This window comes from Paenibacillus sp. CMM36 (assembly GCF_053570945.1).
The window spans coordinates 707,003-732,299 of record NZ_JBSEDY010000001.1 but is presented as its reverse complement, the minus strand read 5'-3'; the positions used below and the strand labels follow the sequence as shown (position 1 = coordinate 732,299).

23 protein-coding genes and 1 pseudogene are annotated in these 25,297 nt (G+C 45.5%); 9 read left to right on the top strand and 15 right to left on the bottom strand.

Features of this window, described 5'->3' with window-relative positions; translation table 11 throughout:
- Window positions 1–51: 51 nt before the first annotated feature.
- On the bottom strand, window positions 52–1,641 hold the full coding sequence (locus tag ACWA2B_RS03640; RefSeq protein ID WP_029516709.1) for a DEAD/DEAH box helicase: 1,590 nt from the start codon (window positions 1,639–1,641) through the stop codon (window positions 52–54).
- 325 nt (window positions 1,642–1,966) lie between these two features.
- Between ACWA2B_RS03640 and ACWA2B_RS03635 the strand changes: the two genes are divergently transcribed.
- From ACWA2B_RS03635 to ACWA2B_RS03620, 4 genes and pseudogenes are all read left to right on the top strand, one after another.
- Window positions 1,967–2,788 (top strand): YitT family protein, encoded by an 822-nt coding sequence (locus ACWA2B_RS03635; protein WP_029516708.1) that lies wholly within the window; start codon window positions 1,967–1,969, stop codon window positions 2,786–2,788.
- A gap of 172 nt (window positions 2,789–2,960) precedes the next feature.
- Window positions 2,961–3,149 (top strand): hypothetical protein, encoded by a 189-nt coding sequence (locus ACWA2B_RS03630; protein WP_080658605.1) that lies wholly within the window; start codon window positions 2,961–2,963, stop codon window positions 3,147–3,149.
- A gap of 216 nt (window positions 3,150–3,365) precedes the next feature.
- Entirely contained in the window at window positions 3,366–4,544 is a 1,179-nt protein-coding gene (locus ACWA2B_RS03625; protein ID WP_449291704.1) for a putative glycoside hydrolase, read from the top strand.
- Window positions 4,545–4,741: 197 nt separating this feature from the next.
- Window positions 4,742–6,111 (top strand): annotated as a pseudogene (locus ACWA2B_RS03620) (MATE family efflux transporter).
- On the opposite strand, the gene ACWA2B_RS03615 reads toward ACWA2B_RS03620, so the two are convergent.
- From ACWA2B_RS03615 to ACWA2B_RS03595, 5 genes are all read right to left on the bottom strand, one after another.
- Window positions 6,108–6,317 carry a DUF3906 family protein gene (locus ACWA2B_RS03615; protein WP_013309710.1) on the bottom strand — a complete coding sequence of 70 codons (210 nt, stop codon included), beginning with the start codon at window positions 6,315–6,317 and terminating at the stop codon, window positions 6,108–6,110. The pseudogene ACWA2B_RS03620 and the gene ACWA2B_RS03615 sit on opposite strands and share 4 nt — an antisense overlap.
- Before the next feature lie 117 nt (window positions 6,318–6,434).
- Window positions 6,435–7,406: a 6-phosphofructokinase gene (pfkA, locus tag ACWA2B_RS03610; RefSeq protein ID WP_039269999.1), complete on the bottom strand. Its 972-nt coding sequence runs from the start codon at window positions 7,404–7,406 to the stop codon at window positions 6,435–6,437.
- A 23-nt stretch (window positions 7,407–7,429) separates the two neighbouring features.
- Entirely contained in the window at window positions 7,430–8,509 is a 1,080-nt protein-coding gene (locus tag ACWA2B_RS03605) for a tetraprenyl-beta-curcumene synthase family protein (RefSeq protein ID WP_039269998.1), read from the bottom strand.
- A 189-nt stretch (window positions 8,510–8,698) separates the two neighbouring features.
- The gene (locus ACWA2B_RS03600; RefSeq protein WP_342425925.1) at window positions 8,699–10,117 is read right to left on the bottom strand and encodes an MATE family efflux transporter; all 1,419 of its coding nucleotides are present in this window, start codon (window positions 10,115–10,117) and stop codon (window positions 8,699–8,701) included.
- A 208-nt stretch (window positions 10,118–10,325) separates the two neighbouring features.
- Window positions 10,326–10,523, bottom strand: a complete 198-nt coding sequence (locus tag ACWA2B_RS03595) for a cold shock domain-containing protein (RefSeq protein ID WP_013309706.1) — start codon at window positions 10,521–10,523, stop codon at window positions 10,326–10,328.
- Window positions 10,524–10,696: 173 nt separating this feature from the next.
- On the opposite strand from ACWA2B_RS03595, the gene ACWA2B_RS03590 reads away from it, so the two are divergent.
- The 5 genes from ACWA2B_RS03590 to ACWA2B_RS03570 all read left to right on the top strand — a co-directional run bounded on the left by ACWA2B_RS03590 (window position 10,697) and on the right by ACWA2B_RS03570 (window position 14,652).
- Complete coding sequence (locus ACWA2B_RS03590; RefSeq protein ID WP_013309704.1) at window positions 10,697–10,930, top strand: hypothetical protein; 234 nt, start codon at window positions 10,697–10,699, stop codon at window positions 10,928–10,930.
- Window positions 10,931–10,937: 7 nt separating this feature from the next.
- On the top strand, window positions 10,938–11,126 hold the full coding sequence (locus ACWA2B_RS03585; protein ID WP_029516701.1) for a hypothetical protein: 189 nt from the start codon (window positions 10,938–10,940) through the stop codon (window positions 11,124–11,126).
- A gap of 199 nt (window positions 11,127–11,325) precedes the next feature.
- The gene (gene pepF, locus ACWA2B_RS03580; protein WP_029516700.1) at window positions 11,326–13,122 is read left to right on the top strand and encodes an oligoendopeptidase F; all 1,797 of its coding nucleotides are present in this window, start codon (window positions 11,326–11,328) and stop codon (window positions 13,120–13,122) included.
- Window positions 13,123–13,178: 56 nt separating this feature from the next.
- Entirely contained in the window at window positions 13,179–13,601 is a 423-nt protein-coding gene (locus tag ACWA2B_RS03575) for a LapA family protein (protein WP_029516699.1), read from the top strand.
- Between the two features lie 13 nt (window positions 13,602–13,614).
- A complete protein-coding gene (locus tag ACWA2B_RS03570; RefSeq protein ID WP_342446142.1) occupies window positions 13,615–14,652 on the top strand; it encodes a M42 family metallopeptidase in 1,038 nt (345 codons plus the stop codon).
- Between the two features lie 151 nt (window positions 14,653–14,803).
- On the opposite strand, the gene ACWA2B_RS03565 is transcribed toward ACWA2B_RS03570, so the two are convergent.
- From ACWA2B_RS03565 to hemE, 9 genes are all read right to left on the bottom strand, one after another.
- Window positions 14,804–16,753 (bottom strand): ABC-F family ATP-binding cassette domain-containing protein, encoded by a 1,950-nt coding sequence (locus tag ACWA2B_RS03565; protein ID WP_318626739.1) that lies wholly within the window; start codon window positions 16,751–16,753, stop codon window positions 14,804–14,806.
- A 121-nt stretch (window positions 16,754–16,874) separates the two neighbouring features.
- Entirely contained in the window at window positions 16,875–17,453 is a 579-nt protein-coding gene (locus tag ACWA2B_RS03560; protein WP_029516696.1) for a TetR/AcrR family transcriptional regulator, read from the bottom strand.
- 82 nt (window positions 17,454–17,535) lie between these two features.
- Complete coding sequence (locus tag ACWA2B_RS03555) at window positions 17,536–18,342, bottom strand: DUF92 domain-containing protein (RefSeq protein ID WP_069011076.1); 807 nt, start codon at window positions 18,340–18,342, stop codon at window positions 17,536–17,538.
- 168 nt (window positions 18,343–18,510) lie between these two features.
- Window positions 18,511–19,134, bottom strand: coding sequence for a fumarylacetoacetate hydrolase family protein (locus ACWA2B_RS03550; RefSeq protein ID WP_029516694.1), 624 nt, complete (start codon window positions 19,132–19,134; stop codon window positions 18,511–18,513).
- Between the two features lie 38 nt (window positions 19,135–19,172).
- On the bottom strand, window positions 19,173–19,943 hold the full coding sequence (locus ACWA2B_RS03545; RefSeq protein WP_029516693.1) for a glycerophosphodiester phosphodiesterase: 771 nt from the start codon (window positions 19,941–19,943) through the stop codon (window positions 19,173–19,175).
- A gap of 81 nt (window positions 19,944–20,024) precedes the next feature.
- Window positions 20,025–21,506 carry a CapA family protein gene (locus ACWA2B_RS03540; RefSeq protein ID WP_029516692.1) on the bottom strand — a complete coding sequence of 494 codons (1,482 nt, stop codon included), beginning with the start codon at window positions 21,504–21,506 and terminating at the stop codon, window positions 20,025–20,027.
- 137 nt (window positions 21,507–21,643) lie between these two features.
- The gene (hemG, locus tag ACWA2B_RS03535; RefSeq protein WP_449291703.1) at window positions 21,644–23,089 is read right to left on the bottom strand and encodes a protoporphyrinogen oxidase; all 1,446 of its coding nucleotides are present in this window, start codon (window positions 23,087–23,089) and stop codon (window positions 21,644–21,646) included.
- 7 nt (window positions 23,090–23,096) lie between these two features.
- Window positions 23,097–24,038, bottom strand: coding sequence for a ferrochelatase (hemH, locus tag ACWA2B_RS03530; RefSeq protein ID WP_029516690.1), 942 nt, complete (start codon window positions 24,036–24,038; stop codon window positions 23,097–23,099).
- Window positions 24,039–24,069: 31 nt separating this feature from the next.
- Window positions 24,070–25,116 (bottom strand): uroporphyrinogen decarboxylase, encoded by a 1,047-nt coding sequence (gene hemE / locus ACWA2B_RS03525; protein WP_029516689.1) that lies wholly within the window; start codon window positions 25,114–25,116, stop codon window positions 24,070–24,072.
- Window positions 25,117–25,297 lie beyond the last annotated feature (181 nt).

Below are 25,297 nucleotides of genomic sequence, written 5' to 3'. Positions count from 1 at the left end.
TAACAAAAAAGCCGAAGCTTCATCTGCTTCGACTTTTCATTATTTCATTTCTTATTCGGAAGAGGAATCTTCACGTCTTGCAGGACGACGAGTTTCCCCATTGCTGCTCGGGCGTGGTTTGCGATCTCCACTGTACCGGCTTCCGGAATCACGGTTGTAGCCACCGCCTTCTTTGCCACGGTTGTAACCGCCATATCCACCTTTGCTGCCACTACCGCCGCTACCACCGGAACGGTTGGAATTGTAACCACCGTTGCTGCGACCGCTGTAGTTGGAAGGCTTGCGACCGCCAGAACGCACGTCTGGTTTACGACGTTTTGCACGGATCGGATCTTCTGGAGTCAGCTCAATCGATGCTTCTCTCTTCTCACCAGTCATTAGTTTCAGAGCTGCGGAGAGAAGTTGCACAGAATCATATTGCTCCAGCATTTGAATAGCCAAACCTTTGTACTCGTTCAGCTCGCCGCTTTCTACAGCCTCTAGGAGACGTTCAGCAATGATACGTTGTTTGCCTTCCAGAGCTTCAGCCAACGTTGGAAGCGGCTTGCGTGGAATGCGGTGACGAGTTACACGTTCGATAAAGTGCAAATGGTCAATTTCACGAGGCGTTACGAAAGACCAAGCTTCCCCTTCTTTACCTGCACGTCCAGTACGTCCAATACGGTGAACATAGCTTTCTGGATCTTGCGGAAGGTCAAAGTTCACAACGTGAGTTACACCGGAAACGTCCAAGCCACGGGCAGCTACATCAGTCGCTACGAGCACATCGATGCTTCCGTCACGGAATTTACGCATTACAGCATCACGTTGGTTTTGAGACAAGTCACCATGCAAACCGTCTGCAGAATATCCGCGTTTTTGCAGAGCTTCAGCCAGCTCGTCTACCCGACGCTTGGTACGACCAAATACGATAGCAAGTTCTGGGGATTCCATGTCGATCAAACGGCTCAATGCTTCGAATTTTTGACGCTCAGGAACTTCGATATAGGCCTGATCAATCAGTGGAGCACTAACTTGTTTAGGAATAACTGAAACATGCTCAGGATTTTTGAGGAATTGTTCAGCCAATCTTTTAATATTAGGAGGCATTGTAGCCGAGAAAAGCATCGTTTGACGCTCGTCTGGAACTTGCTTCAGAATGGATTGAATATCTTCCATAAAACCCATATCCAACATTTCATCTGCTTCATCCAAAACAACTGTGTTTACATCTTCCAGCTTGATGGTTTTACGATTAATATGGTCAAGCAAGCGTCCTGGCGTACCAATAATAATTTGAGGTTTCTTTTTCAAAGCGCGAATCTGGCGTACGATATCTTGTCCACCATAGATTGGCAAAGTACGAAGACCTTTGAAACGGGAGAGTTTTTCGATTTCTTCAGCTACCTGGATAGCAAGCTCACGTGTTGGTGCCATGATCAGAGCTCTGATTTTTTCGTCGCTTCTAGAAATTTTGTTGATCAGCGGAATACCAAACGCAGCAGTTTTACCAGTACCTGTTTGGGCTTGGCCAATCATGTCTCTGCCTTGTAGTGCAATCGGGATGGATTGCGATTGAATTGGTGTTGCTTCTTCAAAACCCAGTTCTGTAATCGCCTGAATTACTTTCGGTTCAAGATCAAATTCTGCAAATGTCGTCAAATTTATTCAAACTCCTTCTTAATGGTGGATGTGGTGGACAATCCACAATGTTGTCTGTATTCTTAAGTAGCGATATTATTGTATAAGTTTTCCCCAATACAGTGACAGTTTATTTAGACCTATAACTGCAACTTTCTGTAATGAATTTGGGGAACCTATCCGATACATCTTAAACGAATTTATCCTTTTTAAAACAGTTTAAATTTTAAGTGTTTCTCTGGACATAGGTCCCTACTCAAGAATATCCACATCGCATTATAGCACAGAACAATTCATGAATACCAGCAAGTTGCTTCCCGTATAATTTAAATGAGGTGAAAATAAGTTGTTAAAAATGGTGTTAAACTGCTTAACTGTCATTCTTGGAGCCGCTGCCATTGCATGCGGTTTTAATCTGTTTCTCGTGCCACACCACTTGCTGAGCGGAGGAGTAGCTGGGCTTTCCATGTTAATCGGCTACTTCACAAAATTTGATATCAGCGCGATGTATTTTATTATCAATATCCCGATGCTTATTACAGGCTGGTTTATTTTAGGCAAGCGTTTTATTAGCCTGAGCATTTTATCCGTTGTCGTTACAACATGGATTTTGGCCTTGGTGCCGGTGCGATCTGTCGTGTCGGACCCCCTGCTAGCCTCCGTTTTTGGAGGAGTGATGATCGGCGTTGGAGCAGGAATTTCCTTTCGGGTAGGGGGGTCTACGGGCGGTTTTGACATTATCGGTTCCATCGTCACTCGTTATCGTGACTTCCCCGTAGGAACTGTACTTGTTGGCATGAATGGACTGGTCATTCTTGCAGCAGGATATTTGAACGATGATTGGAATATTGCACTTGCGTCGATGCTATCTATTTTTGTGACTGGCAAAGTGTTAGATCAAATCTATGTCAGTCACACGAAGATTACCGTCTACATTATTACAGAACACACCGACAAGCTACTGGAGCGGATGTTAACCACACCACGCGGTGTTAGCAAAATAAAAATTGAAGGCGCATTTTCACATACTGAAAAAGACATGCTGATGACTGTCACGACACGCTACGAGCTAGTTGAATTAAAACGGATCATTAAAGAAGTGGACCCTTCTGCTTTTGTCAATATTGTGGAAACGGTTGGGGTGATGGGTTCATTTCGCCGAAGATAAGCACAAACCCAAGTGTCAAAATACAGTTTCTGTGGTACACTATATGTGCGCTGTTCCCATAGTATATAAAGACCAGCTTTACCTGCTATTTCACAGGCACTTTGCTTTTCCGAATCGTATTGAATGATTCTTTTGGAATGATTCCGAGCAGGAAAGGGTGATTTTTGTGGAAATGGAAACGGTAAAACTGTCCGACATTGTCTTAAGATGGTATCCGGAAATGCTCCCTTCTCTCAAAAAGGATGAGCTGAACTCGATGATTGTGCTTCGGGACGGGATGTCCATACTCAAGCCAACGGATGCGCTAGAAATTATTCAGTACAGTATTTGCGAGCATCAAGACAATAATTATCTTCAATAAATTTCTTTACCAAGTGCCGCTTCTTCCGGTTGCATCTACAACTGCGAAGAGAGCGGCATTATTTATGCATTTTTATGGATTCAATGAACATAAGTTGGGTTAATCATGTAAGACTGTGCCTGATGATTCCAGTATTGGTTACAAGCGTGTTGTTTTTCGATACATAACTTTACGTATAATCAGGTAAGCGACATCCATAAGGGAGAGAGTTAGGAAATGAATATGATTTGGGCAATTATGCTATTGGCGATGGGGATAGGCGGAAACGGGGACCCGTCAGCCATCGCTCCAAATGTAAAAGATACCGTGGCAACAACAATTAGCAGCGCCATGATTACGGCTCAGCACAATAAGATGAAGTTGGATGCCTCCAATCCTCCGGTTAAAATTGACCCACAACCGACGACTCCTGCTATCAAGGGCATCTATGTCACAGCTTATAGCGCAGGCGGTTCGCGTATGACCCAGCTGCTTGAACTGCTTGATAAGACAGAGCTCAATTCCATGGTTATTGATATTAAAGACGATGCAGGCTATATCACTTATCCAACGTCCAATCCCGAGCTGCTCAAATTGGGCAAGCCGCAAAAATTCATTCGGGATATTTCCGGTTTGATGGACCGATTGAAAAAGCATAATGTTTACCCGATTGCTCGTATTGTCGTATTTAAAGATACGGTACTGGCCAACAAAAATCCCGAGATGTCTTTCCGTAATCCTGACGGCTCTGTCTGGAAAAACGGTAAGGGAGACGGGTTCGTCAATCCCTATAATAAAGAAGTATGGGATTATAATATAGCCATCGCTAAGGAAGCAGCCAAACTTGGTTTTAAGGAAATTCAATTTGACTATGTACGTTTCCCCGAAGGCTTTGAGAAAAGAGCAGACAAGCTGAAATATACCAAATCAGATCAATCCCGCTCGGATGCAGTCGCTGAATTCGTACAATATGCCCGCAGAGAGCTTGCTCCATTAGGTGTACGAGTATCCGTAGATATTTTCGGATATGCTGCATCTGTCCCTGCTGCGGAGGGAATCGGACAGGATTTCACTAAAATTTCTGAAAATGTGGATGTCATTTCACCCATGGTTTATCCAAGCCACTACACCACAGGCTGGTTCGGTGTAAAAGACCCTGATAAGAATCCCTACCAGACGATTAAAGGCTCCATGGCCGATACACACAAAAAGCTAGATCCGACGGGCAAGCTAAAGCCAATTATTCGTCCTTGGATCCAGGATTTTACTGCAAGTTGGTTAGGAAGCGGACATTATGCTAAGTATGGAAAAACTCAAGTAGAGGACCAAATTCGAGCGCTTAAGGATATGAAAGTGGATGAATATTTACTCTGGAATGCCACAAACCGCTATTCAAGCGGAGTAACTTACAAATAGTTTTATTCCTCCGGACTTCTCGTTATCTAATACGAAATTTAGAAATTATATAATTTTTTCGAAGGCTGTCCCGTTGTTTGGCGAACGGGTGCAGTCTTTTTTATTACTGTTCAAATGTGGCGGTATCCCTTACAATAAATACTTACATGTTATGATACATACGAATATTCAATCCCTAGTAAATGAGGAAAACAAAAATGCAATTGACTTCAACAACGGGGCAGAAATGGAAGCAGCTTTTATACATTTTGCTCCCTATCCTGATTACCCAGCTTGCACTATCTGCCATGACTTTTTTCGATACGAATATGTCGGGACACTTTTCCCCTGCCGATCTGGCTGGAGTAGCCATCGGAGTAAGTCTGTGGATTCCTGTACAAACAGGCCTTAACGGAATACTTATGGCTATCACACCTATTGTATCTCAATTAGTGGGAGCACAGCGCAAAGATAAAGTCTCCTACTATGTCATTCAAGCACTTTGGCTCTCTCTTGCCCTATCCATGGTCGTTTTGATTGCTGGCATCATTTTGGTCAAGCCTATTCTAAATGGTATGAATCTGGAATGGAGAGTTCATAATGTGGCCCTGTACTATCTTTGTGCGATGGCCTTCGGTATTGTTCCTCTATTTGCCTACACGGTGCTCCGAAGCTTTATGGATGCATTGGGACAAACCCGCTTTACGATGTTAATCACGCTCATGTCGTTACCCATCAATGTCTTGTTGAACTATCTACTTATTTATGGGAACTGGGGTTTTCCGCGTCTGGGAGGTGTAGGCTCCGGGGTGGCAACGGCAACCACCTACTGGATCATTATGCTGGTCGCTGGTATCACTGCGCATCGGGGAAAAATATTTGCAAAATACCGAATCTTCAGCAAAATATACGGGATTGCTGCTAGTGCTTTGAAAGAGCTCATCAAGATTGGAGTACCGATTGGATTTGCAATATTTTTTGAGACTGCCGTCTTTCAGCCGTCACTCTCTTCATGAGTAGCTATAATACAGCTACCATAGCCGCACATCAGGCCGCGATGAACTTTGCATCTACGTTATATATGATTCCACTCAGCATTTGCATGGCACTTACGATTCTGGTTGGCTATGAAACAGGAGCTACTCGGCCGCGGGATGCCAAAGCTTATAGTGTAATGGGCATCAGCAGCGCAGTAGGTCTATCACTGATTACAGCTATTGTACTGCTTATCTGGGGTGAACAGGTTGCTCGACTTTACTCCACCGATCTGCAGGTCATTCAATTGGCACAGCATTTTCTAATCTATGCGATTTTCTTTCAGATATCTGATGCTGTCGCTACACCTACACAAGGAGCGCTACGCGGGTATAAAGACGTCAATCCAGCCTTTTTGCTCACATTCCTCTCCTATTGGGTCATTGGGCTTCCTGTAGGATATATACTGGCACGCTGGACTTCATTGGGGCCCTACGGCTACTGGATCGGTTTGATTACAGGGTTGGCAGTAGGTGCTATTTTACTTCTCTGGCGTCTGGTGAAAGTACAACGTCGTTTCTCCGAAAAAAAACAACACGCAGAGGTTATTTAGCCTTTGCGTGTCTCGATTACATATGCTGCGCCTAATGTTATTCGTTTTTTCTCCACAATAGCCACTTCGTTCAGCTTGGGAGGATATAGAAAGTGTCTCTCCACATGTTGTTCAATCTCTTCAAATGCCTGTTCTTCATTTTCAGCAGCGAGAATGACAGTCAGCGCTCCTTCCGAACTATCCACTTCGATTTTGAATAGGTACATGTATGACTACCTCCTGATAGGACTCAAAGCTAAAAAATAGCGGATGACTCGGGTCATCCGCATAATTTTGATCTTTTCCAATATCAGAACCGATCTACTGTACGTAGAAGGCTCTTATTATTGCGACAAACGCAAAGCAAGCTCATAAAGCTCCATGTTGAAATCTTTTTTAGTATTTACAACCTTGTCAATATCTGTGGCTACCAACTTACCGTCGATCGTTCCGCAAGCCTTATCAGATATGCCCTCGATCAATTGGCGAACAGCAAAGTCACCCAAACGGCTCGCCAGGTTGCGGTCAAACGCGGTTGGTGTGCCTCCACGTTGGATGTGTCCAAGCACTGTAACACGAGGCTCATAATCCGGACAGTTTTCTTGGATTACCTTTGCTACATCTTCACCTTTGCCTACGCCTTCCGCAACGATAATAATACTGTGGCGCTTGCCATGCTTGAAATTTTGTTTCATACGATCAGATACTTCGTTCAGGTCAAATTCTACCTCAGGCACCAAAATTGTTTCTGCGCCAGAAGCCAGACCCGCATGCAAAGCAATATCACCACAATGACGTCCCATAACTTCAACAATGGAAGAACGTTCATGAGATGACATTGTATCACGCAGCTTGTTGATTGCGTCCACTACGATACTAACCGCTGTATCAAAACCAATCGTGTAGTCCGTGAAGGAAATGTCATTGTCAATCGTACCCGGAAGACACATGGTTTTAATGCCTTGCTTGGTCAGTTTGTTAGCTCCTTGGTAGGAACCGTCTCCACCAATCACGACTACGCCGTCAATCCCACGGTCACGCAAAATTTGCGCGCCTTTTTTCTGCCCTTCTTCAGTCGTAAATTCCAGGCATCTTGCAGATTGAAGTACAGTACCCCCACGTTGGATAATATCTCCGACGCTTCTCAGATCCATTGGAAAAATATCGTCGTTCAAAAGGCCTTGATAACCACGTTGAATCCCGAATACTTCCAGTCCGAAATACAATCCGCTACGTACGACGGCGCGAACTGCCGCGTTCATCCCTTGTGAATCTCCACCACTTGTTAATACTGCAATTTTCTTAACTGCTGTCATGGTTTATGACCTCCTCAAAATAATCATATAAGCCTTCTTATCCATCGACTGTTTAATAAGAAAAACAAACGCATGAGCGGACTATTTTTCATTAAACGTCTCGAAACAGCGCGAACGTCTTGCTGCTCGCTAACTTTAGGGTCGGATAAATATAAAGCCAGCAATCCCTCGATAATCATCCGGTGAAAGGAGCTGGCAGGGACATCTGCAATATCAGCCCGCGCCCGATTCACAACGTAGGCGATCCGGTTTAGCATCATGTCGGTATCTTCATAATAATTGCAAAAGTTAAGATCTCCGCCCTTCCGGTCTTCGTCTTGATCGATTAGATAATCCAGCAAAATATGAAGACTGCACACATGTGGAAAATACGATGCATGTATTGAGGCAGCCCCCGCATCTGTCAGATGCTGGTCGCTGGCAGCAAGAAACAGCATAAAGACCCCCAGAGTTGAACCGGTAGCCGCAGCAAACTCATTCCAGCGCAACTCTGGTGTACGGTCTTTATGAAGCGACCACCAGTCCAAAAGCGCTTGTTCCCGCAGCTCGGGTTTAATATGCTTGTATACTTGCAAATCCGTGTATAATCGCGCCAAATCCTGAACGTAAGGCATTGCCGCCTCATAGCCCGGAAGCCTGCTTACACAAGACTGACAGGTTGTCACCAGCCCAGTCAAATAACCGCCATCCTCCTGCTCACGACGCAACTCATAATAATTCACTGGCCTAGCCGTCGGATTAATCGCATCCAGCATAGCCTGATGCAACAGCCTAAAATCATCCGGGTCCATGGATGTACTGCGATCACACAGGTTGTCCAGATAATCACTAATGGTCTGATACGCTACGATCAGCGGAATTAACGTCTGCCGGGCAGACATATTAGCTGCGGCATAAACCGCTCCACCCACGCAGTGAAATGTCTTATCCGCTATGCTCGCAAGCGCCTGGCTTCGCAGTTCAGGGTCCGGAATTTGTTCGGCCTTGCTCTTCCAGTTACTCAATTCTTGTTTCGTTTCAGGGAGAATGTGCTTGTACATTCGGCTCATTAGACCTATGGGGCCTCTCGGTACTTGATAACGTCCTTGCTCAACATAACTCAAATGACGGTGCCTCCACATTGTTGTCTACGTAATTATACCTATCCAAACCATATCCATTATAATATGATCGTCCTTTTAGCACAAATGAACAACCTCACTTTTTTCTTTAAAATTCAAGAAAAATGAGCTATTCTCATTAAAAGACTTTATACCTGTAATGTTTTATTAGTCGAAAATAGTATAAAGGGCCTACCTATCCTTGTCCTCTGCTGGCTTCACGCCTTGGATTCCCTCTTCCATACTTGCCTGCTTCCATTTCCCGAAAGCATAATAGAAAATGACTGCTACGGCAGAGATAGCAAAACCAACAGGAAAGCTCCACCATACAGCATCTAGACCATACTCATCAACAAATGCATAGGCCAAAGGTATACGAATGCCCCATAATGAAATAATGGTAATTAAAAGCGGTATCATTACGGAACCCGTTGATCGAACAACCCCTGTAATGACATTGGTAACACCGAATATAACAAAAGACCACAAGGTGATCATATTAATCCGCATTCCCAATTCCAATGCACCCCCTGTAGAAGGAAGAAACATGAGCAAGGCCTGACGGTTAAACACGTAAATTAATACCACAGCTCCACCAGTCAATACAAAATTATACACAATCCCAATCCAGGTTGTCGTGCGCACTCGATCCCAACGTCCGGCTCCGATATTTTGAGCGGCAAAGGAAGATACAGCTGCACCTAACGCCATTGCCGGCATCTGTACATAGCTGGACAAATTATTGGCTGCTGTATAAGCTGCAGCTGCAACTGTCCCGTAGCCGTTAATCAGATTCATTAAAGCAATCGCGCTGGTAGAGACAGCAATCATTTGCAACCCCATCGGCACTCCCTTACGGATTAGGGTCCAAATAATCTTCCAATCAAATCTAAGTAAGTGAAGCTCTGAAGATGTAATGCGCAAAAAATATTTTACACGATATAGATAAATGAGAATCAACACAAAGCTGATCCCTTGAGCAATCAGGGTAGCAGTAGCGGAACCTCCAATGCCCATAGCAGGAATCGGTCCCCATCCGAATATGAACAGCGGGTTGAGTAGTACATCCAGTACGACGGAAACGATCAGAAAATAAAATGGTGTTTTGGAATCTCCAGCCCCTCTCATTACAGTCATGATGTAATTATAGCCGTACAAAAAGGGCATGCCTGCGAAAATAATACGCGTATACGTGATCGCCATATCTACCGATTCAGCAGGGGTATTGAGTACATGAAGTATCCAAGGCGCACTCAAAAATCCGATAATACCTATAGCAAAAGCGAGCACCAGAAAAAAGACTGCACTTGTACCTACTACACGCTTGGTTTCAGCTACGTCTCCTGCTCCGATATTTTGTCCAATCATAATAGTGGCAGCCATAGTGACACCAAAAATGGAACTGATAAGAAAAAACATTATAATATTTCCGTTGGAAGCGGCAGTCAAGGCGGCCTCTCCCAGAAATTTCCCAACCCAGATCGAATTAATCGTTCCATTCAGGGATTGCAGAATGTTGCCGAACAGCATCGGCAAAGAGAACATAAACAGCGTTTTGGCAATAGGACCTTCAATCAGGGAAGGCTTACGACTAGCCTCTGCTGCACTCATTTTCTCAGCTCCTTCAATCTATAATGTCTTCTGCCTAGTTTTATTACGTATAATACCCTATTCCTGCTCAATCTTCTCATATCATAAACGTATTTACGCAAAAAAGCGCAGTCCCTTAAAATAAAGGAACTGCGCTCTCAATTCATAGTTTAACCGTAATATATAAGACATCCGTAGAAACGGAACCATTCTTACAATTCAGTTACACTTACAGTTTGATTACGTTAGCTGCTTGGGGTCCACGGTTACCTTCAGTAATTTCGAATTCAACCGCTTGACCTTCTTCCAAAGTTTTAAAGCCGTCGCCTTGGATTGCGGAGAAATGTACGAATACGTCCTCGCCACCATCCATTTGAATGAAGCCATAACCTTTTTCTGCGTTAAACCATTTAACTGTACCTTTCAAGTGAACAACCTCCTAAAAATACCGCCATCTATGGCGAATATCCATATTATACTTCATGCTTTTTCACAATGCAATTGATGTTTTTCCGGGTTTTTTGGGCTGGAATGATTTGCTTTTGCGGCGGAAACTGCGGTATCATGAACCAAAACATCTATAAAATCGGAGACATGCATATGATGAAAAAACACGAAATATACAAAAAAGACAATTGGAACATGATGACTGTCGAGGTGCAGGGCCGTTACATCGTTCTACGGGAAATATCCGATGATTGGGGCGAGGAAGCCCACACGTTTTTAAGCCGCCCGGCGCTGATGCATTGGGCTCAAAATCGGTTTCCCAAGCAGTCCTTTCAAGATAATGAGGAAGAATGGCAGCGGATCATGAACGCTTTCAAACAGGTCTAGCCTATTCATGGTGTCCAACAGCTATCTCATCTTCATTATTCTGGCCTTCACGCTGGGCGGAGTGCTGATCATGAAGCGTGATACGATACCGACTCCTCTCAAAAAGTGGATGGCCCTCACTGCTGTAATCATGGTTTGCTTTGCCTTTTATCTCATTGTATACAGCTTATTAAATATAGGTTCCAACCCACAGTAAGGAAAATTATACTTTCGGGCGTAAGAGGTCATACTATGGTATAACAAGCCATGGTATAAGGAGGATCTGCCGTTACATGCATCCTGTAAAACCTCTTGCCCTGCTGCTTACGGTAAGCGTGGCGGTTTCTTCGTTTTGGCATCCGTCCCTTACTGCCGCAGCCCTACCCCACATTACGTTCGATCAGAGGAGGCTCTCCATGAGTGAAATTGTAAAACGCGCTGATGCGCCAGTGGAAAATACATGGAAATTGGAAGATCTGTTTCCCAACCGCAAAGCATGGGATCAAGAATACGAAGAAGTCAAACAACTAGCCAAAAAGGCTGAACAATTCCAAGGCAAGCTCAATTCAGCAGAATCGATTGGCAACTGCTTTAAATTGGAAGATGAATTGTCGCTGAAAACCGAGCGTGTATATGTGTACGCACATCTGCATCATGATGAGGATACAGCTGAACCTACATACCAGGGTCTTTCGCAAAAAGCCAAAAAATTAGGCGTTGAGGTTAGCGAGTCTCTTTCTTTTGTGACACCTGAAATTTTGGCACTGCCAGATCATCAGCTCGATGCCTTCATTGAAGATCCGAAGCTTGCAGATTATCGGTTCACCCTTCAAGAAATGAAGCGGGAAAAAGCACATATTTTGGGCAAGACAGAAGAAGCGCTGCTCGCTCAGGTTGGCAATCTGGCTCAAGCCCCGCAAACGATTTTCGGCATGCTCAACAATGCTGATCTGAAGTTTCCAAAAATTAAGGATGAGAACGGCAAAGAGGTTGAGCTGACTCATGGCAGCTACATTCAATTCCTCGAAAGTCCACACCGCGAAGTACGCGAACGTGCTTTTAAAGCGGTGTATGACACGTATGCCAAAAATAAAAATACAATTGCTTCTACACTAAGTGCCAATGTGAACAAAAATATTTTTTATTCTCGTGTTCGCAAATACCCTTCTGTACTGGAAATGTCACTATACGGTGACAATATTCCGAAGGAAGTGTATACGAATCTCATTGACACCATTCATGAAAGCTTGCCCCTGCTCCATCGTTACATGAAGTTGCGTAAGAAGTTGTTAGGTGTGGATGAGCTCCATATGTATGATTTGTTCGCTCCACTTGTGGACGAATACAAGATGGACATTACGTATGAAGACGCCAAAAAGCAAACAAAGGAAGGCCTTAAGCCACTGGGCGCGGACTATCTGGCTTCGTTGCAAAAAGGCTATGATGAGCGCTGGATCGACGTATACGAGAATGAAAACAAACGTACGGGTGCATACAGTTGGGGAGCTTATGGTACCCACCCCTATGTGTTGCTGAATCATAAAAATAACCTGAACAGCATGTTCACACTTGCTCATGAAATGGGGCATGCGTTGCATTCGTACTATTCAGACAACGCATTGAAGTATAGAGATGCACAGTACACCATTTTCCTGGCTGAAGTGGCATCCACAACCAATGAAGCGTTGCTAATGGACTACCTGCTGAACAAATCAACCGATCCAAAAGAGAAAATGTACCTTCTCACCTATTATGCAGATCAATTCCGCACAACGGTATTCCGTCAAACCATGTTTGCGGAATTTGAGAAAATTGTACATGAACGCGCTGAACAGGGGGAATCCCTCACACCGCAGCTTTTATCAGAGATTTACTATGATCTGAATGTGAAATACCACGGACCAGGCATGAAGGTAGATAAAGACATTGAAATGGAATGGGCACGAATCCCCCATTTTTATAACAGTTTTTATGTCTACAAATATGCTACTGGCTTCTCGGCAGCAACCAGTTTCTCGAAACAGATTCTGGAAGAAGGCCAGCCAGCCGTTGACCGTTACTTGGGCTTCTTGAAGAGCGGTGGCAGTGATTATTCAATCAATATTTTGAAAAAAGCTGGCGTTGACATGTCCTCTCCGCAGCCGATTCGCGAAGCGATGAGCGTATTCGAAGAAGTCATCACAGAAATGGAAAAGCTAACTGAAGGAAAGTAAAACCGTGCGCACTTAAAATCCAGCATTGAAATGATGCACGGATAAATCCCTTGTCCATGGCGGGCAAGGGATTTTATAATGTAACGGGAGGAGGTGGCATTTTGAAAACACAATGGTCTTTGATCGCAGCTCTTGTTATTGCTTTGTTAACAGCTGTATTTGCTGTTATTAATGTGAATTCGGTTCAAGTGAACCTTCTATTCAGTATGGTCAGCATTCCTTTGATTCTGCTTATTCTCGGTTGCACTCTTCTAGGTGGACTTATTGTCGGTTCTTTCGGTATTTTCCGCCAATATAGGCTTCAGAGGGAGATTAAACGTCTGACGACTCAGCTTCATACACTACAAGAAGAGCACACATCCACGGTAGAAGCAAACGCGGATGTGATCTATGACACGACTGGTTCTTCCAGCACAGGGTCTACATCCGACCAAGATATAGAGCAACCGTCCTCTAACTCTGATCGGTTGTCCAAATGAGGAGGAGCAACAAATGACGATTCAATTAAATGAGAATTATATGATGAACTTTTTAAATCAGCTACTGAACACACCCAGTCCCAGTGGATATACACACCATGTGATGGAGCTGATTCGTCAAGAAGCGGAAAGCCTCGGGGTACAAATCGAATGGAATGCAAAAGGCGGTGCCATCTTGACTCTGGAAGGTCAGGAAACGGACCATACGGTGGCGCTGAGCGCACATGTGGATACATTGGGCGCAATGGTGCGTTCCATTACAGCACAAGGCACCCTACGTCTGACATCCGTCGGCGGCTTCATGATGAACAGTATTGAGAATGAATACTGCCTTATTCATACCAGAAGCGGACAAACGTATACAGGCACTATTCTGTCCAGCCATCCATCTGTGCACGTCTATGATGATGCACGGAGCTTTGAGCGCAAGGAGAGCCATATGGAGGTACGGATTGACGAGCTTGTCGAGTCAAAAGAAGACGTGCTTCAGCTCGGTATTGCAGTGGGCGATTTTATTTCGTTCGATGCGCGTCCAGTCGTAACACCCAGTGGATTTATCAAGTCACGCCATCTGGATGATAAAGCTAGTGTAGCTGCACTGTTTGGTTTACTGGAATCTGCTGTACATGGAAACTGGAAGCCTCGACATACCGTTAAATTGCTCATTTCTAACTACGAGGAAGTGGGGCACGGAGCGGCTTACATACCTGAAGGAATCAGTGAGATGATAGCTGTCGATATGGGCTGTATGGGTGAAGATCTGAGCTGCAAGGAAACGGATGTTTCTATCTGTGCCAAAGATTCCTCCGGGCCTTACGACTATACTATGACAACCCGTCTAATTGAGCTGGCCAAAGAGCTGAATATTCCGTATGCGGTAGATATTTATCCACACTACGGTTCGGACGCTTCGGCTGCACTAAGAGCAGGTAACAACATCCGTGCTGCGTTGATCGGCCCTGGTGTACACGCCTCCCATGCAATGGAGCGCACGCACAAGCAGGCCGTGGTGAACACTGCCCATCTGCTTGCAGCTTATGTGACAGTTTAATTCGAATAACGACAATCAGCCTGTTACATCGTCGAATAGATCAGTAAATAAAAAAGCAAGTCTTCCGGTTTTTCGGATACTTGCTTTTTTAGTCTGAGCAACATGAAGAAATAGCTCTGGCAGAATGCTATTAATGTGGCTTTATCATTGCTTAAGATTTACTTTGTTCAATCTGCTCGGCCAGCTCATTAAGGTAGGTCCAGCGTTCCATTTGGTGCTCCAAATGCTGTTCTGCCTTCGCTTGCTCAGCCATGAGCTCCTGTAGTCGTGCTGAATCACTAAAAGACTCTTCCATCTGCCGCTGAATGTCGGCCAACTTCTGTTCGGCTTGTTCAATCAGCTCATCAATTTGCTCATATTCCCGCTGTTCCTTAAAGGTGAATTTAAGCTTGGTTTTACTTGTCTCCTTGACTGACTCGGAAGGACCCGCAGACTTAGGCGTGGAAGAGCGATTCGAGGAATCCGTACTCGTCGAGACAGACGTATTCACAGAAGATTGAGCATTTTTACTAATCCATTCTGCATACTCGCTATAGTCGCCCACATGTACACGTACCTGTCCATCCCCTTCAAACGCCAGTATTTTGTCCACTGTTCGATCCAGGAAATAGCGATCATGAGAAACAATAAACACCACGCCCGGGAATTCATCCAGATAGTCTTCCAAAACGGAAAGGGTTTGAATATCCAGATCATTTGTTGGTTCATCCAGCAATAGCACATTCGGTGCCGACATCAGAACACGAAGCAGATACAAGCGCCGTTTTTCACCCCCGGACAGCCTGGAAATAACCGTCCATTGCGCGCTTGGTGCGAACAGGAAACGCTCCAGCATTTGTGCAGCTGTAATCGTCGAACCGTCTGCTGTACGAATCACTTCGGCTTCTTCCTTAATATATTCAATAACACGTAAAGATTCGTTCATTTCCTGATGTTCCTGAGTAAAATAGCCAAGCTTCACCGTCGGTCCCAGCACAACGTTGCCGGAGTCCGGTTCTATATGCTGGGCAATCATTTGGAGCAAAGTGGATTTCCCACTACCGTTAGGACCTAGGATACCAACACGATCACCAGGAACCGCAATGTAGCTCAAATCCTGTATTAGCTTACGAGAATCTACCGATTTGGAAAGATGCTCGATCTCCAATATTTTTTTACCCAGACGTGTGGAGGCGACGGACATATCTACAGATCCAGAACGAGCTTCCGGTTGCTGATCCCTAAGCTGCTCATATCGGTCAATACGCGCTTTCTGCTTGGTGGAACGAGCCTTTGCTCCACGGCGGATCCAAGCCAGCTCATTACGCAGCAGGTTCTTCCTTTTTTGTTCCGTAGACGCTTCCCGCTCCTCGCGTTCTGCCTTCAGCTCCAGAAAACGGGTATAGTTAGCCTCATAACGGAAAAGGCGACCATGATCGAGCTCCAGCATGACATTTGCAACTCTATCCAGAAAATAGCGATCATGCGTGATCATTAACAACGCACCACGTCTTTTTTGCAAATACTGCTCCAACCATTCAACGGACTCATTATCAATATGGTTTGTGGGCTCGTCCAGAATGAGCAGCTCGCAGGGTTGGATCAAAGCCGCCGCCAAAGCCACCCGCTTACGTTGCCCACCGGATAGAACGCCCATACGAGACTCAAACTGGGTGATCCCCAGTCGGGTAAGTATATTTTTGGCCTCACTCTCCAGCTGCCATGCCTGGAACGTATCCATTTGCTGACTTGCTCGCAATAGACGTTTTTGAAGCTCCTCGCTACCCGGATTTAATTCCAACAACTCCATGGTTTCTGTGTATTCACGGACCGCTTTCATCTCAGGCTGACTGCCATGAAAAATATGCTGGAGTACCTTCATTTCAGGATCAAACTCCGGATTTTGTGCTAGATACTGAATTCGCACATCGTTGTTCACTGCAATATTGCCATCATCCGGCGGCTCTAAGCCGGAAATCACGCGTAAAAATGTTGATTTACCGGTGCCATTTACACCAACGACTCCTATTTTGTCACGTTCATCCATACCAAAGGAAGCATCCTCAAACAACATTTTCTCGCCATAGCTTTTCGTTATATGTTCAACGGTCATAATATTCATACGGATTCCCTACTCTTCCCCAATTTTGTGATGCATCCTGTTTATTTTAACACAGACACAGCCAATGATTAAAAAAACCGTTATCTGAATGAATTCAGTACGGTTTCTTAGCAATAAGATGTCAGGATTTTTGTATTCCGGCTTTACAGCCATGCATAAATAAGTTCGCTGCTAGTTCAGCCGTCTGATCTACGTCACATTCTCGGAAATCTTTATTTAATAAAATATCCATTTTTAGGCGCTCCAACATCCCAATGAATGCCTTCGCATGAAACTCGGACTGCTGTACACCCTCTGACGCCAGTTTATTTTTGACCAAATCAGTATAGTCCTGAATAAATCCCCGCATAAACTCCATTAGATCGGGGTCACTGTTGGGGGTCATAAAAAATAATTTCGTATGCTGCTTGCGCTTGAAATAGTAGTGCAGATGCAAATTTGCCATCCGCAGCAGACCTTCTCCCAAAGTACGATTGATTAATGCGCCTTGCATTTCGGCTAGGTATTGCTCGCAATCTCTACGTGTGACTGCTGTAAATAGCTGCTCTTTGCTTTTAAAGTACAAGTATACTGTGCCTTTGGCAACTCCCGCTTGTTCTGCAATCTCGGAAATTTTGCTTTCATAAAAGCCTTTGGTGCCAAAGACTGTGTAAGCGGCGTCCAAAATGGCTTCATATTTATCTCCGTGTATATCGCCCATCTTAGCACCTCCTTATACAAGGATCGAAACACCGTCAATTCTTATAATAATTATTCCCTTGTAACGATCCCCAGCTCCGTGTTCAGAGTATAAGAAAAATACCTGCAAGAGCGACCAATCCTCCGAAAATAGAACTAATGCTATTCACCCGATCATTACTCATCCAACGCCAGCCTCGTACATAGACCGTCGTTTGTCCACAATGTGAGTCTACTTCTACTTCCCGTCCACAAACCGTGCAGGAACGCATCATTTGCACCGTAGCACCAAGATAGGAATCAGCAAAGGCTCCAGCACTACCGGATATACCTCCAACCAGTGCCCACAGCCATAACGGCAAACTCTGCGTTCCTATGGCGTGTCCAAAGCCCCATGCACCTATGCCAATCAGTAGACCCCCAGCCAAGGCCGCAGCCGTTCCCAATACAGATACTCCTCCTGAGGTTCCAGGTGCCAGCACCTTCCCGTTAAGCACTGAACGGGGTGGCTTACGACTCAGACTGCCAAATTCCGTTGCCCACGTATCGGAAGTGACCGTAGCCATGACACCAACAAAAGCCAGCTGCCACGTAACATGGGGCCATATCGCATAACCCAGGCATAACAGCATACCTAATCCCCCATTAGCCCATACTTGGCCTGCATCCCGGTTGCCGGTTTTGGCATACGACTTTTCCAGCTCAGCCTTGCGCTCCTTTTTGAACCTCGACAGGAGGGTTGACGTGATAAAGAACAAGAGCAATGTGCCGAACCAGAACAGGTTACCCGCCCCATAATATACGGTTCCCATCAGTACAGCCGCAGCAAAGCCAGATAAGGTTAAGGATTTTTTATAAAATGCAGCTCCCGCCACCACAGCAGCACAAAGCAATCCGATGATCCAGTCCATGATATACCCCCGCTTTTGAAATGAATCTCCGTTTTTCTTTATTCGTTCTGTATATTATTGTACAACGCTCCACGCTTATATAAAAGCCGTGTCCCATGCTTTGGCACAGGACACGGCCTTCAAAACATTCCCTTTTTTAATCCTCTTCTGTGGATTCCGTTCACAAATTTATGCGATGGTGAAGCTTCCCTGACGCTCACTCCCCCAGAAAAGCTCAAAGCGATCCCCGCTTGCTGTAGGCCCTACTCCTGCTGGAGTACCTGTAAAAATAATATCTCCCTCGCCCAGTCCATAATGAGTAGCTATATATTCAACGATGTGCTGGATAGAAAAAATCATATTTTTGACATGTCCACGCTGCACTTCCTGTCCATTTTTGAGCAAGGAAAAATCCTGCAGCTCCAGCATGTCCAATTGTTCTAAAGGCAGGAATGGTGTCACGGGAGCAGACGATTTAAAGCCTTTGGCGGCGGTCCATGGATGGCCTTTTTTCTTGAGAACACTTTGTACATCACGCAGGGTAAAATCGATGCCGAATGCAAATGCGTTCAGACACGTATCTGCGGACATGCCCGGTTCGTATTTACGTCCTACAGCTACAACCAGCTCAGTCTCAAAATGAATATCTCCCTGCCCCTGCGGAAGCTCCAGCGTGGCGCCATCCAGCGGCACAACCGCATGAGACGGCTTCAAAAAAATCATTGGTTCTGCGGGAACCTCATTACCCAGCTCCTCCGCATGCAGTTTATAATTGCGCCCAACACAATAAACATTACGAATTTCCACGTTCATTACGACCCTTCACCCTTCCCGCGTATGTAGTCCAATTATTAACGTATAAGTTTACGTATATAGTGCCACATCCGATGCTTGGAAAGCAAAAAAACCCGTTCCCAGCGATCCGGCCAATTGGTGCAAATCATCAATTCAGGATGCAATGAGGCCAATTTCCGCATTATACGGCGGTCATCCACCGTCCACGCCATGACAGTAATACCGCGTCCAGTGAGATCTTTCATCAAGTTTCGATCCAAACGCGGATAGCCTATAGATAAAAAAGTGCATTGTAGCTGTTCCAGTTGCTTTGCCAAGTCATCTGGACGCGCGTCAATAATCAATCCGGTACGGATCTCAGGACACAGCTCCTTAGCCCGGCGTAATGCAGCACGCTCAAAAGAGGTTAATACCACCTCTCCCTCCATCCCTCTCATCGCAATTTCACGGAGTACGGCTTTCTCCAGTCCTGGATACATATCTCCCGCTGTTTTAAGCTCAATATTGAGCGATACGCGGCCACGACATAAATCCAGCACCTGTGCGAGGGAGGGGATTATTTCTCCACGGTATTCTGCACTTTTCCAGCTACCAGCATCAAGTTGTTGCAATGCTTTCCAGTCCGAATCCTTTACTCTCCCTGTACCATTCGTCGTTCGCTCCAGTGTAAAATCATGAATTACCACCGGAACACCGTCCTTTGACAGCTGTACATCCAGCTCAATCCAGTGTACAAATGGTTGCTCCAACGCAAGCTGAAAGGCTGCCATCGTGTTCTCAGGAGCAATCCCCGAAAAACCGCGGTGAGCCACACACAAATTATTCATCTTGTTATGACCTCCATCCACAAAGGAGTCCCTCATACGCTCATTCCGTCAATTCCTATATTAACAATTTCTTTCGAAATTCTATTGAGCACTTACTGTACCATCCGTCCCAATCGAGACATTTCCCGGTGACAGTGCCGCCACTCTCTGCAAAATTTTGCTGGCCTCCGTATCCTTCAATGGGATCGGCTGACCCAGCTCCGCCCGATAAGGAGTCAGCTTCATCTCGCAAGCCCCTTTACGGGTACAGGTTGCCTGAAATATCGCTGTATCCCAAGTGGCTGGCACCGTTGATTTAGAAAAAATAAAATTGCCTGTGCTGTATGCAATCCATTTACCTTTATATTGCTCCATCCCTTGAAGCACATGTGGATGACCGCCAATGACAAGATCAGCTCCAGCATCAATAAAAGCGTGCGATAACTCGGTTTGATGGGGCTCAAGTGCAGTTGCGCGCTCCTTCCCCCAATGGGTAATGACAATCACCAGATCGGCCTGCATTCGTGCCTCACGGATAGACTTTACGATAGCGGTCGAATCATAGGCTCCTGCTACACCGGGCTGTTTGGCGCCCGCATTCCAGTTGGCTTCAGGCATAACACGTGTAGTCCCCAACAAGGCAATTTTGATCCCTTTACGTTCAAAATAATGCGGTGCATATGCTTCTTTTGCATTACGTCCGGCTCCAGCATGGGCTATACCCTTTTCATCCAGGTATTTCAGTGTATCCAGTAATCCGCCTGTGCCCTGATCCAAAATGTGATTGTTGGCCAAATTGACAGCGTCTATCCCTGCCGCAGCCAACGCAGTTAACGCTTTGGGCGAAGATTTATACACATACGTTTTATTTAACGCACCCACACCATTCGTTGTCACGGGCGTTTCCAGATTGGCAATCGTCAAATCGTCTTTATGAAACAAGTTTCCGAGATATTGATACGGAAAATCAAACCCATTCTGCTCCAAACGCTGCTCAACTTTACCGGAAAACTGCACATCCCCTACAAAGTGAAGCGTGACTGTCGGAGAGTCTGCACCGTCTGTTTTGGATTTCTTTATATCCTCCGTTCCTCCCTTATCGGTGGATGGATTACCGTCGTATATATCCTTATTGGACGTATCGTTCTGTGCTTGCCCGTCTTTCCCCGAGGACAATTTTGCTCCTGTGGAACTGCCTTCGGGAGCATTTGTTTCAGACGTTGTCGCGGGACGATTGCTTGTGTCTGAAGCAGCAGATTGCTTTGTTTCATCGTCGACAAATTTATTTTCTGCATGGGGGCCTTCATCCAGCTGTTTATTTGACAAGGCTGTAACATTTTCACTGACCGAGGAAGTAGACCGATCTGCACTAGCAGATCCTGTTTGGATTTTCTTCTCCGTTTGCGAATACCCGGCATTTTCCGCAAGAGAGCCACTGTTGTCGTGTTCAAATATGTAATAATAACCGAAAAGACCTACAATCATAAGCAGTAGGACCAGATTTGTAATGATCCAAGCCTTGCCTATTTTTGGTTTTCTTGCTTTTTTGCGACCTTCATTTCGCTGTGATCTGGGAGGGTACATTCTTCACTCCTTCTATGCTATTGCATTTGCATAACTTCTTTATTAGCTGGCAAACTTTACACCTTCTCCATTATATATCAAATTTCAATATAAATAGAACCCCTCGCCTGGATCGCGAAGGGTTCATTATCGAACATTTACACCTGTACCTTGACTGCTTCCTGTTGTGTCGTTTGGACGGCATTGGAGGCCCATTCCTTAGCCTGACGGATGCAATCCGGTAAGCCAATTGCATCATAGCCAGCGCCCAACACATACACTCCCGGCATCTCAGTGCGTAACTCTTCACGCAAATCAGCTATAGCCTGCGGGTGCCCTACCGGATATTGCGGCATGGAATTGCGAAGACGTGTAATTTCCGTGAACAACGGAGTCGCTGTAACTCCCATCATCTCTTTCAGATCCTTACGTACCAGTCCAATCAACTCATCATCCGGTAACTCTACAGTGTCTTCAGCTCCTGCTCGCCCTACATAACAGCGCAACAGCACCTTATCATCTGGGCTGGTATGAAGCCACTTGGCAGACGTCCATGTACAAGCGGTCACGCTGCGTCCTTCTTTACGAGGAACCAGAAAACCAGAACCGTCAAAGACGTTCTCAATATCTGTTTTATCGAAGGCTAGGACCACGTTTGCTACGGAGACGTAATTAACAGCTTCCAGTGCAGCCACATTGACATGATCTCGCAATAGCGGCGCAGCAGCAAAGTTGGGAGTCGTTACAAAAATATCATCCGCCTCCAGCATCTCTCCATTGTCCAGCATAACGCGATATGGGCTGCCTTCACTTGGCGGTGTCTTTGTGAATTTTGTAACAGCAATACCGGTGCGTAAATCACAGTCATACAAATCATTCAGTAACGCATGCACCAAACTTTGCAAGCCTTGACGGAAGGTCAAAAAGGCGCTTTTTTTCGTACCCGTATGTGTTTCAGCTGGTTTTCGACCTGTCATCATTCCGTGAATGAGACTTCCGTATTGCTTCTCTACCTCAGCAAATTGTGGGAAGGTCGCTTGCAAACTTAGTGTCTTCATGTTGGCAGCATAAATCCCTGCCAGTAGTGGTTCGGTTACATTTTCTAGCACTTCTTTGCCAAGTCGGCGTTCAATAAAATCACCCAACGCCTCATCTCCCGGTACACGGCGAGGCGGAATGACAAAATCCATCATAGCCCGCATTTTCCCGCCTAAAGAGATCAAGCCGCTGCGCAAAAAGGGTTTCAGCTCCGTTGGAATCCCCAGCACCAGTCCAGGGGGCATCGGATAAAGCTGTCCTTCATGCAAAATGTATGTCTTTTTAGCCTCAGGATTCGTGCTCACCAGTTCATGATCCAACTCCAGCTCTTTTGCCAGGTCTATCATGGCCGTTTTACGGGCCAGAAAGGAATCTGGCCCCTTTTCAATCACAAAACCATCTTTATGCAGTGTTTCAATTTTTCCGCCCAGCACGGATGCTTTCTCCACCAGCGTAATTCGAGGTGTGTAGCCAGCTTCTTTGTACATTTTTCGTGTATAAAAAGCAGTGCTAAGCCCGGTCAAGCCTCCGCCTACAATTACAATATTACGTAACCTTTGCTCCATTATGTCCTCATCCCTTTTTCCATTGGTCTATGATGACATCACTAAGCGTCTCCATATACAGTGGATCACTGTTGAGTGAATCAATACGCTGAAAACGCATATCCAATTCCTTCGCCAAAGCCTGTGCTTCAATATCCAGATCGTATAACACCTCTAAGTGATCAGAAACAAAGCCAACTGGTGCAGCCAGCACATACTCCACTTGCTCCTCTTTAAGACTGTGCATGGTATCCAAAATGTCTGGCCCCAGCCATGGTTCTGCTGTACGACCGGCGCTTTGCCACGTAAACTGCCAGTTGGTAATCCCCGCCTTGTCCGCAACAGCCTGCGAAGTAGCCATTAATTGCTCTACATAAGGATCACCCATAGCCAAAATCCGCTCAGGCAAGCTGTGCGCACTAAATAGAACACGAACCTCATCCCGCTTGGCTCCAGCTTCTTCAAAAAGCGCCAGCTTGGCGTTCACACGCTCAGTTAGCGTCTTAATCAACTTTGGATGAAGATAATAGCTCTCCACAAATGATATGGCCAGATCCAGTTCCTGTGCCTTAGCCTGTGCGCGCTTAATATAAGTGCCTACACTCATAACGGAATAATGCGGAGCCAGCACGACACCCACCGCAGCACGAATGCCATCTTGCACCATGGCTTCCACACCGTCCTCAATAAACGGTTTCGCATGTTTGAGTCCCTGATAACAGGCAAATTCAATGTCCGGGTTGCGATTTTCCCGATTTAGGGTTTCCTGCAGGTTTTGAACCTGCCGATCCGTATTCTGACGCAGCGGAAACACACCGCCCACAATAGCTTCATAACGATCCTTTAATTCCTTTAGCTGCTCCGGCGAGGGAGCATTACCGCGACGGATATGTGTATAGTAGGCTTCCACCTGATCCAGACTTTCTGGCGTCCCGTAGGACATAACCAGTACACCCACTTTGGTTTTCATTAGCAGATCACCTCTTAACATTTCTAATGGTTTAATTCTTTGACAAAATCGAGTGGGAATACTCATGTACATAATCAGTAAGCTCTCTTAGCTTATCTAGCGAGGCTTCAGGAAATAAACCGTGACCGAGATTGAAAATGTAACCCGGCTCCAAGATACCTTCATCTACAATGGTTTTCGCATACTGCTTGATAACATCGATTGGCGCAGTAAGCACATAAGGATCCAGATTTCCCTGTACACCAAAACCGTTGCCCAAGCGACGACGTCCTTCAGGTATACTTACCCGCCAGTCCAGTCCAATCACATCGGCTTTTAACCCATTCAAGTGTGGGAGCAATTCACCAGAGCTTACGCCCGGAAAATAAATTTTAGGTACATCCAGATCAGATAATTCATGAAAAATACGTGTGATAGTCGGCAGCACAAAAGTTTGAAAATCATAGGGCGAGAGCGCACCTACCCAACTATCAAACAATTGAAAAGCCTTACCGCCATTAGCGATATGAGCTCGCACGTATGTAATAACCATGTCCCCTAGCTTATCCATCAGGCGATGCCACAACTCAGGCTCTCCATACATCATCGCTTTGGTGCGAATATATCCTTTGGAGGGTCTTCCTTCTATTAAATAGCTTGCAATGGTAAAAGGCGCTCCAGCGAACGTAATCAATGGCACGTTCAGTTCACGGTCCAAAATGCGGATCGTTTCCAAAATATGACCCAAATCGCGTTCCACATCAATTGGACGCAACTTGTCTACGTCTGCAGCTGACCGGATCGGATTATCAATAACCGGTCCAATATTTTTGACAATATCAAAATCAACCCCTAGCGAGGCCACCGGATTCATAATATCAGAATATAAAATTGCAGCGTCCACCCCGAGCTTGCGCACGGGCATTAAAGTCACTTCTGCGGCCAACTCGGGCTGGCGGCATATCTCAAGCAACGTGTATTTTTCTTTAATTTTGCGATACTCAGGGTCATACCTTCCGGCCTGCCGCATGTACCATACGGGAATATGATCCACAGCTTGCTTGCGGCAAGCGCGGATAAAAGTATCATTGTAGGTCATGACTTCAGCCTCCAGTTCGAATCATAAATACTATATTTTAATTATGCCCTTTTTCAAGAGTCGTAACAACCGTAGCTCTCGAACAAACCATGACAAACCCATGACATTTGGATAAAGTTTCAATGAAGTGTGCTATACTAGAGAAATGGCTTTTTTTAAAGCTCCGGAGAAGTTATGCGTT

What these genes read in the sequence shown, in the direction of transcription:
- ACWA2B_RS03570 (WP_342446142.1), top strand. Translation starts at nt 13,615, where the DNA reads ATGACGATTCAATTAAATGAGAATTATATGATGAACTTTTTAAATCAG.
- ACWA2B_RS03540 (WP_029516692.1), bottom strand. Translation starts at nt 21,506, where the DNA reads ATGTACCCTCCCAGATCACAGCGAAATGAAGGTCGCAAAAAAGCAAGA.
- ACWA2B_RS03560 (WP_029516696.1), bottom strand. Translation starts at nt 17,453, where the DNA reads ATGGGCGATATACACGGAGATAAATATGAAGCCATTTTGGACGCCGCT.
- ACWA2B_RS03550 (WP_029516694.1), bottom strand. Translation starts at nt 19,134, where the DNA reads ATGAACGTGGAAATTCGTAATGTTTATTGTGTTGGGCGCAATTATAAA.
- pepF (WP_029516700.1), top strand. Translation starts at nt 11,326, where the DNA reads ATGAGTGAAATTGTAAAACGCGCTGATGCGCCAGTGGAAAATACATGG.
- ACWA2B_RS03615 (WP_013309710.1), bottom strand. Translation starts at nt 6,317, where the DNA reads ATGTACCTATTCAAAATCGAAGTGGATAGTTCGGAAGGAGCGCTGACT.
- ACWA2B_RS03555 (WP_069011076.1), bottom strand. Translation starts at nt 18,342, where the DNA reads ATGGACTGGATCATCGGATTGCTTTGTGCTGCTGTGGTGGCGGGAGCT.
- ACWA2B_RS03590 (WP_013309704.1), top strand. Translation starts at nt 10,697, where the DNA reads ATGATGAAAAAACACGAAATATACAAAAAAGACAATTGGAACATGATG.
- hemH (WP_029516690.1), bottom strand. Translation starts at nt 24,038, where the DNA reads ATGAAAACCAAAGTGGGTGTACTGGTTATGTCCTACGGGACGCCAGAA.
- ACWA2B_RS03625 (WP_449291704.1), top strand. Translation starts at nt 3,366, where the DNA reads ATGAATATGATTTGGGCAATTATGCTATTGGCGATGGGGATAGGCGGA.
- ACWA2B_RS03585 (WP_029516701.1), top strand. Translation starts at nt 10,938, where the DNA reads ATGGTGTCCAACAGCTATCTCATCTTCATTATTCTGGCCTTCACGCTG.
- ACWA2B_RS03600 (WP_342425925.1), bottom strand. Translation starts at nt 10,117, where the DNA reads ATGAGTGCAGCAGAGGCTAGTCGTAAGCCTTCCCTGATTGAAGGTCCT.
- ACWA2B_RS03575 (WP_029516699.1), top strand. Translation starts at nt 13,179, where the DNA reads ATGGCGGGCAAGGGATTTTATAATGTAACGGGAGGAGGTGGCATTTTG.
- hemG (WP_449291703.1), bottom strand. Translation starts at nt 23,089, where the DNA reads ATGGAGCAAAGGTTACGTAATATTGTAATTGTAGGCGGAGGCTTGACC.
- ACWA2B_RS03630 (WP_080658605.1), top strand. Translation starts at nt 2,961, where the DNA reads ATGGAAACGGTAAAACTGTCCGACATTGTCTTAAGATGGTATCCGGAA.
- ACWA2B_RS03545 (WP_029516693.1), bottom strand. Translation starts at nt 19,943, where the DNA reads ATGAATAATTTGTGTGTGGCTCACCGCGGTTTTTCGGGGATTGCTCCT.
- pfkA (WP_039269999.1), bottom strand. Translation starts at nt 7,406, where the DNA reads ATGACAGCAGTTAAGAAAATTGCAGTATTAACAAGTGGTGGAGATTCA.
- hemE (WP_029516689.1), bottom strand. Translation starts at nt 25,116, where the DNA reads ATGACCTACAATGATACTTTTATCCGCGCTTGCCGCAAGCAAGCTGTG.
- ACWA2B_RS03565 (WP_318626739.1), bottom strand. Translation starts at nt 16,753, where the DNA reads ATGAATATTATGACCGTTGAACATATAACGAAAAGCTATGGCGAGAAA.